General features: G+C 65.2%; 11 protein-coding genes. 8 read left to right on the top strand and 3 right to left on the bottom strand.

What is annotated here, in order from left to right:
- Window positions 1-82: 82 nt before the first annotated feature.
- Complete coding sequence (locus HF684_RS17760; protein WP_169253562.1) at window positions 83-967, bottom strand: alpha/beta fold hydrolase; 885 nt, start codon at window positions 965-967, stop codon at window positions 83-85.
- A gap of 146 nt (window positions 968-1,113) precedes the next feature.
- Here HF684_RS17760 and HF684_RS17755 point away from each other — a divergent pair, with 146 nt between their 5' ends.
- Both HF684_RS17755 and HF684_RS17750 read left to right on the top strand, forming a co-directional pair.
- Window positions 1,114-2,493, top strand: a complete 1,380-nt coding sequence (locus HF684_RS17755; protein ID WP_211168026.1) for an MFS transporter — start codon at window positions 1,114-1,116, stop codon at window positions 2,491-2,493.
- 166 nt (window positions 2,494-2,659) lie between these two features.
- Window positions 2,660-3,472 carry a transcriptional regulator gene (locus tag HF684_RS17750; RefSeq protein ID WP_169253561.1) on the top strand — a complete coding sequence of 271 codons (813 nt, stop codon included), beginning with the start codon at window positions 2,660-2,662 and terminating at the stop codon, window positions 3,470-3,472.
- A gap of 68 nt (window positions 3,473-3,540) precedes the next feature.
- Here the strand turns inward: HF684_RS17750 and purB are convergent, their stop codons facing one another.
- Entirely contained in the window at window positions 3,541-4,974 is a 1,434-nt protein-coding gene (gene purB, locus HF684_RS17745) for an adenylosuccinate lyase (protein ID WP_169253560.1), read from the bottom strand.
- Window positions 4,975-5,225: 251 nt separating this feature from the next.
- On the opposite strand from purB, the gene HF684_RS17740 reads away from it, so the two are divergent.
- The 6 genes from HF684_RS17740 to HF684_RS17715 all read left to right on the top strand — a co-directional run bounded on the left by HF684_RS17740 (window position 5,226) and on the right by HF684_RS17715 (window position 11,815).
- Window positions 5,226-5,471, top strand: a complete 246-nt coding sequence (locus HF684_RS17740) for a hypothetical protein (protein WP_101554417.1) — start codon at window positions 5,226-5,228, stop codon at window positions 5,469-5,471.
- On the top strand, window positions 5,468-6,208 hold the full coding sequence (locus HF684_RS17735; protein WP_169253559.1) for a hypothetical protein: 741 nt from the start codon (window positions 5,468-5,470) through the stop codon (window positions 6,206-6,208). The genes HF684_RS17740 and HF684_RS17735 overlap by 4 nt, the downstream gene beginning before the upstream one ends.
- Complete coding sequence (locus HF684_RS17730; RefSeq protein WP_169253558.1) at window positions 6,205-7,722, top strand: hypothetical protein; 1,518 nt, start codon at window positions 6,205-6,207, stop codon at window positions 7,720-7,722. Before HF684_RS17735 ends, HF684_RS17730 begins: the two co-directional genes overlap by 4 nt.
- 467 nt (window positions 7,723-8,189) lie before the next feature.
- Entirely contained in the window at window positions 8,190-9,344 is a 1,155-nt protein-coding gene (gene pdhA, locus HF684_RS17725; protein ID WP_169253557.1) for a pyruvate dehydrogenase (acetyl-transferring) E1 component subunit alpha, read from the top strand.
- Complete coding sequence (locus HF684_RS17720; protein WP_169253556.1) at window positions 9,344-10,321, top strand: alpha-ketoacid dehydrogenase subunit beta; 978 nt, start codon at window positions 9,344-9,346, stop codon at window positions 10,319-10,321. The genes pdhA and HF684_RS17720 overlap by 1 nt, the downstream gene beginning before the upstream one ends.
- A gap of 18 nt (window positions 10,322-10,339) precedes the next feature.
- Window positions 10,340-11,815, top strand: a complete 1,476-nt coding sequence (locus HF684_RS17715) for a dihydrolipoamide acetyltransferase family protein (protein WP_169253555.1) — start codon at window positions 10,340-10,342, stop codon at window positions 11,813-11,815.
- A 248-nt stretch (window positions 11,816-12,063) separates the two neighbouring features.
- On the opposite strand, the gene HF684_RS17710 is transcribed toward HF684_RS17715, so the two are convergent.
- A complete protein-coding gene (locus HF684_RS17710; RefSeq protein WP_169253554.1) occupies window positions 12,064-13,032 on the bottom strand; it encodes a protein kinase in 969 nt (322 codons plus the stop codon).
- Window positions 13,033-13,236 lie beyond the last annotated feature (204 nt).

The following is a 13,236-nucleotide window of genomic DNA, read 5'->3' as shown; positions in this document are numbered from 1 at the left end:
AAACGGACACTTTTGGCCGCGCGTCGGTCGAGAAGTGGTCGCGAACGGATACTTCTGGGCGCGAAAAGTCTCCGATGGCGACCTATTCTTCGGCTGCTCTCGTCTCGAGCCAGTCGAGGATCTCCGGCCAGGCGTCGTCGGCGATGGATCGGCGCATGAGACCGTGATGGCCGATGTGGTCGGTGCCGAGCTCCTCCGGGACGAAGGTGCGACGAGTCACCGGAGCCAGCCGCAGGCGGTCGGTGAGCGCATCGATGAACGCACCGGTCGCCCACGGATCGTCGGAGGTGCCGACGGCGAGAACAGGTGTGCGCAGTCGGGCGGCGCGTGCCTCGGCGTCGAAACTCGGGTCGTCGAAGAAGAAGTGGGTGCGGCGCAGCCAGTTCGTCCACTCGTAGAGGGCGGCGGCGGGGATGTCCTCGCCGAGTCCCACTCGGCTGCCGGGCATATACCCGAACACTCGTGTGGCCACCCTGCCGAAGACTCCGAGGCCGACTTCCACTCGCCAGCGCTCGCTGCGGGGCGCGATGCTGCGGGCCGCCACCATCGCTGTGGCGATTGTGACGATTCCGCATAGCCGCTGTCCGCCGCTGCCCAGGAGCAGAGCGTGCCCGCCGAGGCTGTGGCCCAACGCCGTATGCGGCAGATCAGGGAACCTCTCCTCGGCCCAGGCGCCCGCGGCCGCCACATCTTCGCAGATCCAGTCGCGCATGCGCAGATGCCGATGGGCGCGAGCCGCCCTCCGGTCACCGACACCGCGGAAGCCGTAGGTGACCACAGCGAACCCACGGGCAGCCGCCGCCTCGGCGAAGGAGAAGTAGAAGCGTTCGGGAGTCGCGGTGGCCGGGTGGATCGTCAGCATCGCGTGCGGGTCGGCAGAGGGGAGGAAGAGATGTCCCTCGAGATCGCCGGCACCGGACCGGCTCGACACCGGGATGCGCACGTCCTGCTTGAGAAGTGAGTCCATATCTTTCAGGGTAATCACCACTGCCCCAATATGCTACCAGTCAGTAATATAATTCCGGTTGGCGTCGACTGCCGACATGCGCGGCGCAATCACTGCCGACATCCTCGGCGGTATTCCATGTCCGAGCGTGCTGGTACGCTCGGGGAATGACAGCGTCGGATCGGAACCATCCCGCATCACCCGCCCAGGCAGGCAGTCGAGAGCGGGAGAGAGGCCGGCGCAGGTCGATGTTCGTCGCCGCCTTCGGCACCGTCGTCGAATGGTACGACTTCTCGATCTTCTTCTATGTCGCCACGACCCTGACCAAGGAATTCTTCGGCGACCAGACGGATTCCCTGCTGCTGACCCTCGGAGTCGGTGCGGCGGGATTCCTCTTCCGGCCCTTGGGTGCGATGGTCTTCGGCCACCTCGGCGATCGGATCGGACGTCGTTCGACGCTCATCATCTCCGCGGTCCTCATGGCGATCTCCATGCTCGGGATCGCGGTGATCCCGAACTACGACACGATCGGCATCTGGGCCGGCGTCCTCATGGTCGCCCTTCGCTGCCTGTCCGGATTCTCCGTCGGTGCCGAGTACACCGGCATCATGGTCTTCCTCATGGAATCGGCGGGACCGGGAAAGCGCGGATTGGCTGCCAGCTGGGCCGCGGCCAACAGCGAGGTCGGCGCGCTTCTGGCCGTGGGATCCGGTGCGCTGCTGGCGAATACGCTCAGTCCCGAGGCGATGGATTCCTGGGGCTGGCGGCTGCTGTTCGTCCTCGGCGCCGTGCTTGCCATCATCATGGTTCCGCTTCGGTCGATGATGGAGGAGACCGAGACCTTCAAACGGCTGCAGCAGGCGGAGAAGGACAACAAGGGCAAGAAGGACGTCGGTCTCGAACGCTCCCCGCTCATCACCGCGATCCTCGAGCAGCCGCGGGCGATCCTCGTCGCCTTCCTCATCTCGTCGATCGGCTCGGTCAGCTACTTCCTCAACATCACCTATGTGCCCACCTACATCGAGGAGGTGGCGAAGGTCCCGAACTCCGGTTCCCTGGCACTGGGCACGGTTGCGGCCGTCGTCGCCATCGTCGTCACCCCGTTCTTCGGCCTCGCCTCGGACAAGTTCGGGCGCAAACCTGCCTTGGCGGCACTCATGGTCGTCTTCGTCTTCACGACGATTCCCGCGTATGTGCTGCTGTCAAACCAGTCCGCGGGCATCGCGATCGCAGGATCGGCGTTCCTCGCGATCCCGGCGGCCGGGTGGAGCGCTGTGGCGGCCGCCATGGTCCCCGAGCAGTTCACCGGCACGAGCCGCTTCTCCGGCATGGCGATCGGCTACAACGTCGCCACCGTTCTGTTCGGCGGGCTCTCACCGCTCATCGCCACGGCACTCATGTCGTCGACGGGCATCACGCTGGCACCGGCGATCTACGCCACCGTCGTCATCATCGTCGCCGGAGTCCCGACCCTCATCCTCGCCCGCAGCATGGGCAAGAAGACCCTCGCCGAGGTGGACGCGGACAGGCATCTCGTGCCCGCTTGAGGACGTGGCCGGGCGGCTGTTCGGGGGCTGCGGCGGATCGGTGACAGACGTTGCCGTTCTGCCACACGCTGCACACATCTCGGCCGCGACGAGCTCATAGATTGGTTTCAGAACACGCATTCGGGCGACCTGCTTCCGAATGCGAGAGACCGATCAAGGAGTCACCATGAAACGCATGAAGCGTGCCACCTTCACCGCTGCGGCCCTGCTCAGCTGTACCCTCGCCTTCTCGGGCTGCTCGCTCATCAGCCAGGTCGTCCAGCCCGACCAGGGCCAGACCGGCGAGCAGTCGAACGCCGACGGTCAGGGCCAGGACGGTCAGGACCAGAACGGCGGTCAGGACCAGAATGGTCAGGATCAGGGCGATGAGAACGGGCAGGAGCCGAGTGCCGACAAGAACAGCGAGGACCAGGCCGGCGGGCAGGACTCGAGTTCCGATCAGTCGGCCTCGAACTCCTCGTCGTCGTCGACCTCGTCCGCCGACGGGTCCACCGGGTCGGATTCGGGGTCGTCGTCCGGCAGTCAGGGCCAGGTCAGTATCGGTGAAAGCTTCGAGGACCCGGAGATGCAGGACAAGATCGAGGTGCTCTCGGCGGTGCGGAACTTCGAGTCGTCCAAGAGGGCCTCGGCGATCGAACTCGGCGGCGAAGTCGTCCTTCTCGAAGTCAAGATCACCCCGGGCAAGAAATACAGCGGACTCATCCAGTCCGGAGCGTTCAAGATCTCCGAAGACGGGGGTGCGGATTTCCGCTACGACCAGACCGACGGCCTCGAAGCCGAGATGCGGGCCGCCGGATTCGAACCCTTCGAAGATGTGTCTCGCCGCGACGGCGGAACCCACCAAGGCTGGCTCGCCTATGTTCCGAATGAGAAGCAGGACACCTACACGATCCGCTACGAACGCGGCGCCGGGAAGGTGATGGGAACCGACGAGAAGGTCCCCGAGTTCACGACGACCTTCGACATCCCGTCCGTCTGACCCTCGAGAAGCGAGGCCGGTCTTCCGAATTCGGACGACCGGCTTCGATGCGTCGTCAGCGTCGTGGTTCAGCCCTCGCTGACGGCCTTCCAGTCCGCGACCTCGGACTCAGCGAGCTGAGCCGCGACACCGGTGTAGGTGGCAGGTGTCAGAGCCTTGAGCAGTTCGGCGCGCTCCTCGGGCAGCCCGAGACCGTCGACGAACGTCTGCAGATCGGCCTGGTTGATGCGCTTGCCGCGAGTGAGTTCCTTGAGCGTTTCGTACGGATTGTCCATTCCCGGCACACCCTGCAGTCCGGCGGCGCGCATGACCGACTGAACGGCTTCACCGAGGACCTCCCAGTTGCCGTCGAGGTCGGCGGCCAGTGCCTCCTCGTTGATGGCGAGGGCTCCGAGGCCTTTGACCAGATTGTTGAGCGCGAGAACCGAGTGGCCGAATGCGACACCGATGTTGCGCTGTGAGGTCGAGTCGGTGAGGTCGCGCTGCATCCGAGAAGTGACCAGCGTCGAGCCCAGGGAATCGAGAAGAGCACAGGAGAGTTCGAGGTTGGCTTCGGCGTTCTCGAACCGGATCGGATTGACCTTGTGCGGCATCGTCGACGAACCGGTCGCACCGGCGACGGGGATCTGCTTGAAGTAGTTCATCGAGATGTAGGTCCACATATCGGTGGCCAGATTGTGGGCGATCCGATTGAACCGAGCGAGATCGGCGAACAGTTCGGCGTTCCAGTCGTGGGACTCGATCTGAGTCGTCAGAGGGTTGAAGGTCAGCCCGAGACGGTCTTCGACGAAGGTGCGGGCGATCTGCGGCCAGTCGGCTCCCGGCACAGCCGCCAGATGCGCCGAATAGGTGCCCGTGGCGCCGTTGATCTTGCCGAGGAACTCGGTGGCGGCGATGCGTTCGTACTGGCGGCGGAGTCGGTGGACGAAGACCGCGAGTTCCTTGCCCATCGTCGTCGGTGTGGCCGGCTGACCATGAGTGTGGGCGAGCATCGGAACCTCGGCCAGTTCCGTGGCGGACTCGGCGAGAGCGTCGATGAGAGCCTTGGCCCGCGGCAACCACACCTGTTCGGTGGCACCCTTGATGCCGAGCGCCCAGGACAGGTTGTTGATGTCTTCGGACGTGCAGCAGAAGTGGACGAGCTCGCCGAGATCCTCGGCACCGATCGTCACTAGTGCTTCTTTGATTGTGTATTCGACGGCCTTGACGTCATGGACGGTGACGGCTTCATGAGCGGCCAGCGTGGCGATGGTGTCGGCGTCGAAGTCGGCGGCGAAAGCGCGCAGTCCGTCGACCTCATCGGGGGTGAGGGTGCGTACACCCTCGATCACCGAGTTCTGTGCGAGGTGGATGAACCATTCGATCTCCACCGTGATGCGATTGCGGTTGAGAGCCGCCTCGGAGAGGTGATCGACGAGGTCAGCGGTGTCTTTGCGATAGCGACCATCAAGCGGTCCGAGAGCGATGGCGGGCGAGATTTCGGCAAGGGAAACAGTCGGCATGCCCTCATTTTCTCATGAGCGGCGAATCGGGTCGGCACCCGTCCGGGACTACCGGCCGGTAGGCGCGGGAGGCGGACGGGACTCGAGCATCGTCCCCTGTGGATTCCGTGGTGACTTCGACATCACGGCCCTGTGGACGCTCGAGGCTCTTCCCCAGGCCCGAAATCGAGGCTTCCTCTCCCGTGCTGGGGCCTCCTACGGTCGAGGGATTCGGGCACGGATGCCGGACGGACAGGCGGGAGGGCTGAGGCATGATCACGGATGAGTTGGAGCGCAATCGCGAGCAGTGGAGACGGCGAGCGGAGGTGCTGCACTCCCTGGCGCAGAGCTGCCGCCGGATCGACGGATGGGATTCCCCAGCAGGAAAGCTGTTCGATGACCGGGTGGCCTCATGCGCGGAATCGATCGACCGGCTGGGTGAGCGGGCGGAGAAGCTCGCCGAGGCGTACGACCTCCACCTGCAGGTCGTGTCGGCAGGCGGGCGGATCCAACTGTGAACGCCCGCCCCGCCGCACGTGAGACAGCAGGGATCGACAGTTGGATCGTCGTCGACCTCGACCGGATCACCCGGCTGCCCGAACGGCTGCGTCGGCTCTGGCCGCCCGACCTGCTCCCGCGCCGGATCGAACGGGACTGTCCTTCCGCCTCGGCGGAGGTGGGGCGGGGCAGCGGCGCCCCGGAATCGGTCGGCGCAGGTACGGGAACTCTCGCCGCGGCCCCGGGAAAGGCCGAGGGCGGTGGAGGCGCGAAACGGGATCTCGATGTGCTCACCGCCTGGCTGCGAGGATTCGCCTCCGAACTCAATCGGGTGAGCACGCGCATCAGCGTTGTCGTGTCATCGGGAACCGAAACCGTTCACCTGGCGCTGTGCCTCGGGCCGGGTGTCGGTCACGCGATCTTGGCACTGCAGGGGGAGGGACTTGAGGATTTCGCGCAGCACCAGCTGCTGCGCCGGATCGAACCGGGACGGATCGGGCACGTCGTCGAGGATCTCGCCGAGCTCGTCGAACAGGACTGCGTGCTCACGCTCAGCTGGGCGTGCGGACAGGGAGCCACGGGGCTGGAATTCCTCCGCCGAAAGGGCGGGACGTGGTTCCGGCCGGTCATCGAGCGCGACGGCGATTCCGTCACCGTCGATGACGACGTCGCTGCAGGAGATGCGGCGGTGCGGACGCTGCTGAGCGCCGTGCTCACACGGACACTGACGGCAGGGGTTGCGAAAGGCCCGCAATGATCGATTCGATGACGCGCGGCGGCGGGCGGATCACCGTCGACGAACGCGCCGATGGCAACGCGGACGCACTGCAGACCGTCATCACGGACATCGGCGATCTGTCCGTCGAAGCAGCTGTCGGAGACTTCGATCTCGCGACCCTGCTCACCCAGGTCCCGGCTCCCGTGACAGCGCTCAACCTCGATGCCTGCCGGATCCGATTCCACAGCCAGCTGACCGCCTCGGTGCTCGAGCTCGAGGCGACACTGCTCGCCGTTCGGACCGCCGCCTTCGCCTACCGTCAGGCGGAGAAGGGCCTCAGCGAAGTCTTCGGCGGACTGCTCGACGCTCTCGGCTACGCGACCGGCCGCGTCATCGCTCTCAGCCTGCCTGTCATCATTCCCGTCGCACTCGTGGTCGGGGCTCAGGTCGTCGTCGTCACCAAGATCCTCGACGTGACCGGACTCGATGATGTCATCACCAAACAGTTCGGCATCGACCTGGGCAAGACGAAGGCGAAAGCGAAGGAAGCGCTGATCACGTTCGTGTTCGAACAGTCCGATGTCACGGGAGCCGTCATCGAGCACGTGCTGCCGGGCTTCGTCGTCGGATTCCTCGGGCTGCCTCCGTTCGTCCTCGACTCCGAAGGCGACCACGCGTTCTGGCCGCACGATTCGACGTCGATGACGATCTGGGTCCTGGCCGGTGCGAATGCGTTCGGACTGCTGCTGCCCTCCGATGTCGAGGTGTGGAGGGCGAAAGGGCTGACGCCGCCGCACGAAGAGCCGCCCCGTGATGTCGACGACCTCTTCATCCGCGAAGCGAACTGCCACCGCGGAGCCGACTCCGGACAGGTCCGCATCGAGGAGATCGTCGGACCCGGTGGGACGACCTGCTATATCGTCTACGTGCCGGCCACCACGGATTGGTCGCCGAAGTCGGGAGACAATACGACCGACCTGACGACGAACGTGCAGGGGATGGCCGGCAACGACACCGTGATGCGCGAAATGGTGCGCCAGGCGATCGCCGACGCCGGTATCGGGCCCGACGCCGAGGTCATGCTCGTCGGCTACTCGCAGGGAGGGATCACCGCAGGTTCTCTGGCCGCGGACCCGGCCTTCCTCGACGATGTCAACGTCACGGCACTGATGACGGTGGGGGCTCCGGTCTCCGACTTCGCCATCGATGAGGGAATCGACGTGCTCTCGATCGAACACGAACAGGACCTCGTGCCCGATCTCGACGGCAACGAGAACCCGGCGACGAAGAACTGGTCGACGGTCACCGTCGACTATGACCCCGATGAATTGCGCAGAGTCCCCGAGCTCGCGGACAAGACCGATGCCGAACTCGATGAGATGTTCGCCTCGGCCGGGGCGGCGCATTCCTCCGTTGCCTACTCTGCTTCGATCGGGCTTCTGCTCAGAGCCGGGAATCCCGCCTTCGACCGCTTCACGTCGAAGAATTCGGGCTTCTTCACCGGGGACCTCGCCAATACTCGCGACTACCAGGGCAAGCGAAAGCGACACTGAACTCGGTCGGACGGGTGCGGCGCTCGGCATCGACACGATGGGCCGCCTCGGTGCGCGAACGGACCCGACCGAACCCGAAACCGACTGCGTGCCGGAGGGCCGCCTCGGTGCGGGAACGAACCCGACGAAACCAGCACTCGACCTCCCGGCGAAGTGCTGCCTCGGTGCTCGGATGTGCATTGGTCGGACGATGGAGCATCTCTGCCGAGATCGACAATTGTCCACTCAGCGCTTTGGAACTCGGCCACATGTGTCGAGCTCGGGCCATAGTCTGTTCCTGACCTGCACTTTTGATACTCGAACCGCATGGGGAGAGTGGCAAGCAGTGAGTGGATTCGGTATTGTGATACCACCTGTGAATCAGATCACTCGAGGGCGAGTTCTCACATCCGAGGGCCTGCCCGACGGACACGGTCCACCACTGGTCACCTCCGGTGAAGATGGACCTCGAACAAAGGAGAACTGAAATGACCTCCAACATTTCAGTGGGAACCGGTGCTGCCCACAGTCAGTCCTCGGAGCCCAGAATGATCCAGATGCTCACCGAAGACGGAAATCGCGTCGAGTCCGGTGAGTACGACGCCTTCGCCGCAGAACTCACCGATGAGGATCTGCGCGGCTTCTACCGGGATATGGTCCTGGTTCGCCGCATCGATGCCGAAGGAGCTGCCCTGCAGCGTCAGGGACAGTTGGGCCTGTGGGCACCTCTGTTCGGGCAGGAAGCGGCCCAGATCGGCATGGGACGAGCCGCTCGCCCCCAAGACTTCGTCTTCCCCACCTACCGCGAACACGGCCTCGCCTACACCCGCGGCGTCGAACCCGAAACCCTGCTGTCGATCTTCCGCGGTCAGAACCACGGCGGCTGGGATCCGCAGGAGCACCGGTTCCACACCTACACCATCGTCATCGGCTCGCAGGCCCTGCACGCCACCGGCTACGCCATGGGCATCTCCATGGACGGTGACGTCGGCACCGGCGACATCGAACGCGACACCGTCTCCATCGCCTGCTTCGGCGACGGTGCGACCTCGCAGGGCGATGTCTCCGAGGCGCTGACCTTCGCCGGGGCCTTCCACGCCCCGGTCCTGTTCTTCTGCCAGAACAACCAGTGGGCCATCTCCGAACCGACTCACGTCCAGTCCGCAGCCCCGCTGTCGACCCGCGGCGAAGGATTCGGAGTCCCTGGCATCCGCGTCGACGGCAACGACATCATCGCGATGTACTCCGTCGCCCGTGCCAGCCTCGATTCCGTGCGCGCGGGCCACGGTCCGATGCTCATCGAAGCCTTCACCTACCGTCGCGGCGCCCACACCACGGCCGATGATCCGACGAAGTACCGGGACAAGGCCGAAGAGGAGATCTGGGAGGACCGCGACCCGATCACCCGCCTCAAGGCGTACCTGGACAAGCACACCGAGACCAGCGACGAGTTCTTCGCCGAGGTGGACGCCGAGGCCGACACCCTGGCCGCCCGCATCCGCCACAACTGCATGACCATGGAGAACCCCGACGGCGTCGAGATGTTCGCGCACGTCACCGCGGAACCCCACTCCCTCGTCGACGAGGAACGTGCCGAATTCCTGGCATACCAGGCCTCGTTCGCCGATGCGGGTGAGGCCTGATGGAGAAACTTCCCCTCTCGAAGGCGATCACCGCCGGAATGCGCAAGGCCATGGAGGACGACCCGAAGGTCGTCCTCATCGGTGAGGACATCGGCAAACTCGGCGGTGTCTTCCGCGTCACCGAAGGTCTGCAGAAGGACTTCGGCCCGCAGCGCGTCATCGATGCCCCGCTGGCCGAGTCCGGCATCGTCGGCACCTCGATCGGCATGGCCATCCGCGGCTACCGTCCCGTCATCGAGATCCAGTTCGACGCGTTCATCTTCCCGGCATACGACCAGATCGTCACTCAGGTGGCGAAGCTGTACAACCGCACCCTGGGCAAGGAGAACATCCCCCTGGTCATCCGCGTGCCCTACGGCGGCGGCATCGGTTCACCCGAGCACCACTCGGAGAGCCCCGAGACGGTGTTCGCCCACCACGCGGGACTGCGGCTCGTCTCCCCGGCGAACGCTCATGACGCGTACTGGATGATCCAGGACGCGATCAAGAGCGAAGATCCGGTGATGTTCTTCGAACCCAAGCGTCGCTACTGGATGCGCGGGGACGTCGACACCTCCGTTCGCGGCGAGCTGGGCATGCACGACGCCCGCGTCGTGTCCGAAGGCACCGATGTCACCCTCGTCGCCTACGGGCCGTTGGTCCCGACGGCGCAGGACGTGGTCACTGCGGCCGCCGAGGAGGGCAAGAGCGTCGAACTCATCGACCTGCGCAGTCTCAACCCGATCGACTTCACCGCGATCGAGAAGTCCGTGACGAAGACCGGCCGACTGGTCGTCGCCCACGAGGCACCGACCTTCTTGGGGCTGGGTTCGGAGATCGCCGCGCGCATCACCGAACGCTGCTTCTTCAACCTCGAAGCCCCGGTCATCCGGGTCGGCGGCTACCACACCCCGTACCCCGGTTCGCGGATGGAAGAGCACTACCTGCCCGACCTCGATCGCATCTTCGATGGTGTCGATCGGGCCCTGTCCTACTGATTTCGAGGAGAGTCAAGAATGTCATTCGAATTTCCTCTTCCCGACGTCGGTGAGGGCCTGACCGAGGCCGACATCGTCGCGTGGAAGGTCGCCCCCGGCGACACCGTCACCGTCAACCAGATCCTCGTCGAGATCGAGACCGCGAAGTCGCTCGTCGAGCTGCCCAGCCCGCAGGCCGGCACCGTCGGTGCCCTCCTGGTCGATGAGGGCCAGACCATCGAGGTCGGCACCCCGATCATCCGCTTCGGCGGAGATGATTCCGGCGCCGAGGCGGCTCCCGCCTCCGCCAGTGCGCCGACTTCCGGTTCGGCCGAGGAATCGGCCGATGCCTCCGGTGATGCCGACGGCGGAGCCACCCTCGTCGGTTACGGAGCGAAGGAGGCGTCGTCGAAGCGTCGTCCGCGCAAGGGCGCTCCCGTCCCAGCCCCTGCCGCAGGCGCTGCTCCCGCAGCGTCGGCTGCGCAGGCCCCGGTCGCGGACGCACCGGCACCAGCGGCTTCGGCACCTGCACCGGCCGCGCCGCCTGCACCTGCTGCGCCGCCTGCACCGGCAGCGGCTCCTGCTGCGGCTTCGGCGGCTCAAGCACAGCCCGCATCGGCTCCTGCCTCACCGGGCAAGCCGCTGGCGAAGCCGCCCGTGCGGAAGCTTGCGAAAGATCTCGGTGTCGACCTGTCCCAGGTGACCCCGACCGGTCCCCGCGGAGACGTCACGCGCGACGATGTGCACGCCGCCGCCAACCGGACGGCCGCGCCGACCACGGGTGCCACGGCACCAGCGGCCGCCTCGGCGAGTGATCAGGCAGCGCTCGAAGAGCGGATCCCGTTCAAGGGCGTGACGAAGATGATGGCCAAGGCCATGGTCGATTCGGCATTCACCATGCCGCACGTCACCGAGTTCCTCGACGTCGACGTCACCGAGACGATGGCGATGGTCCGCCGGCTGAAGTCGACGAAATTCCTCGGCGAGGATGTGAAGGTCTCGCCGCTGCTCATCGTCGCCAAGGCCGTGGCGTGGGCCGTGGGACGCAATCCGCGGATCAACTCGTGCCTCGAAGGCGACGAGATCGTCGTGAAGAAGTACGTCAATCTCGGCATCGCGGCCGCCACCCCGCGCGGACTCATCGTGCCGAACATCAAGAACGCGCAGGCTATGGGTCTGAGCGAACTGGCACAGGGCATTCAGGATCTCACCGCTCTGGCGCGGTCGGGCAAGACACCGCCGGCTGATCAGGCCGGGGGCACGATCACGATCACGAACGTCGGCGTCTTCGGAGTCGATGCGGGTACGCCGATCATCAATCCGGGTGAGGCCGCGATCCTCGCGTTCGGGCAGGTGCGGAAGAAGCCGTGGGTGGTGGGCGACGAGATCGTTCCGCGTGAGATCACCACGCTGTCGGTCAGCGCCGATCACCGTGTCGTCGATGGCGAGATCATCTCGAAGTTCCTCGCCGACGTCGGACGGGGTCTGGAGGACCCGACCCTGATGTTGGCCTGAGGTTACACCCTGGTGTCGGCTGTCCGTCGGCGCTGCTGGCCTGAGCGTCCCGGTCTCGCATGGTGCGGGGCCGGGGCGTTCTTTCTGTCCCTAGTTCTGGCCGCAGCCCAGTCTGAGTCAGACAGCCCAACTTCAAATCTGGGCTATCTGCCTCAGACTGGGCCGTGAGCGAATGGCAGAACGGTGAGGATCTCCATGCGCATTGGCGGAGCCGATCTGCATGCGCGGGGCGAACCCGACTGGCGGGTCTATCCGTCGAGGTAGGCGCTGTTGTCCTTGGGGCTGCCGTCCTTGACGAGGCGCTTGGCGATGCAGTGGTTGCGGTCGAGGCCCCACGAACGGCACTGGTCGAGCGCCTGTTCCGGGTCGCTGTAGCCGGTGTCGACGACCGTGACCCAGTAGCTGCCGTCCTTGTACGAGGCCCAATCGCCGCTGTGGATGAGGATCGCGCCCGGATACTTGATCTTATTTGCTTCGTACTCGTTGAGGATGTCCTGCGCCGACCATGTCTTCCCGTCGGCCTTGAGGCCGACGTTCTTCGCGCTCACCTGGGTCACCCACTGACCTTCGAGGTCAGCGGCCTTCTTCGTGCCTTGCTCCGTATAGGCGTCGAGCTGCTGTTCGGGGCTCTTCGTCGGTTGGACCAGATCGTCGGACGGGCTGGGTGACGGGCTCTCCGGCTCACTGGATCCGACATCGACGGGGACGGTTCCCGACGAGGGAGCGAGCCACCGGATGCCGAAGAATCCCACCAGAGCCAGAATCATGAGGATGGCGATGATGACGACGGTGATCTTCAGCCCATTGCCCGACGACGATTCGCTGTGGGCGGTGGGCGGAAACTGCGGTGGAGGAGGAGTCTGCGGTCCGTTCTGTGCCGAGCCGCCGACGTCGTCGCCGGCGCCGCTGCCGCCACTGCCGGCAGACCACTGAGCCTGCCGAGAATTTCCATACTGATGTGGGCCGGCAGGGTGAGAATCATCGAATGGTGAGTGTCCGGCAGGCGCGAAGACATTGCCGCTGCGGGCTTTCGAGATCGACTGTTCCCCCGTGTGCCGTTCGAGGTACTCGTAGTAGGTCGAGTTGTCGAAATCGGCAGACGATCGGTCCGCTCCATTCCCGTACGTCGGGTTCTGACCAGCGGATTCACCAGAATCCTTGTGCCAGTCGTCGCTCGTCGCCGGACGAATGCGCGGCCTCTGTGGAACGTCGCTCATCAGTCCTCCCGAATGCCAGATGTGGTGGCAATCATCTACTAACCTTGGCACGAGTCGAGCAGGCGTTCAACAGGATCGCCGACAGGACGCGTTGCCGACGAAAGCCTACTGCGGAAATCACCGAGTTGGCTTGGCCTCAGCTGTGAAAGTCCCTCCCGGCGTCGGTGGAGGCCGCAGAAACCACCTCGGAGCGGCTGAAGTCCG

It is taken from the genome of Brevibacterium sp. 'Marine', assembly GCF_012844365.1.
Classification (GTDB): domain Bacteria; phylum Actinomycetota; class Actinomycetes; order Actinomycetales; family Brevibacteriaceae; genus Brevibacterium.
This window is presented reverse-complemented; position numbering and strand designations above follow the sequence as displayed.

What these genes read in the sequence shown, in the direction of transcription:
- purB (WP_169253560.1), bottom strand. Translation starts at nt 4,974, where the DNA reads ATGCCGACTGTTTCCCTTGCCGAAATCTCGCCCGCCATCGCTCTCGGA.
- HF684_RS17710 (WP_169253554.1), bottom strand. Translation starts at nt 13,032, where the DNA reads ATGAGCGACGTTCCACAGAGGCCGCGCATTCGTCCGGCGACGAGCGAC.
- HF684_RS17715 (WP_169253555.1), top strand. Translation starts at nt 10,340, where the DNA reads ATGTCATTCGAATTTCCTCTTCCCGACGTCGGTGAGGGCCTGACCGAG.
- HF684_RS17720 (WP_169253556.1), top strand. Translation starts at nt 9,344, where the DNA reads ATGGAGAAACTTCCCCTCTCGAAGGCGATCACCGCCGGAATGCGCAAG.
- pdhA (WP_169253557.1), top strand. Translation starts at nt 8,190, where the DNA reads ATGACCTCCAACATTTCAGTGGGAACCGGTGCTGCCCACAGTCAGTCC.
- HF684_RS17730 (WP_169253558.1), top strand. Translation starts at nt 6,205, where the DNA reads ATGATCGATTCGATGACGCGCGGCGGCGGGCGGATCACCGTCGACGAA.
- HF684_RS17755 (WP_211168026.1), top strand. Translation starts at nt 1,114, where the DNA reads ATGACAGCGTCGGATCGGAACCATCCCGCATCACCCGCCCAGGCAGGC.
- HF684_RS17740 (WP_101554417.1), top strand. Translation starts at nt 5,226, where the DNA reads ATGATCACGGATGAGTTGGAGCGCAATCGCGAGCAGTGGAGACGGCGA.
- HF684_RS17750 (WP_169253561.1), top strand. Translation starts at nt 2,660, where the DNA reads ATGAAACGCATGAAGCGTGCCACCTTCACCGCTGCGGCCCTGCTCAGC.
- HF684_RS17760 (WP_169253562.1), bottom strand. Translation starts at nt 967, where the DNA reads ATGGACTCACTTCTCAAGCAGGACGTGCGCATCCCGGTGTCGAGCCGG.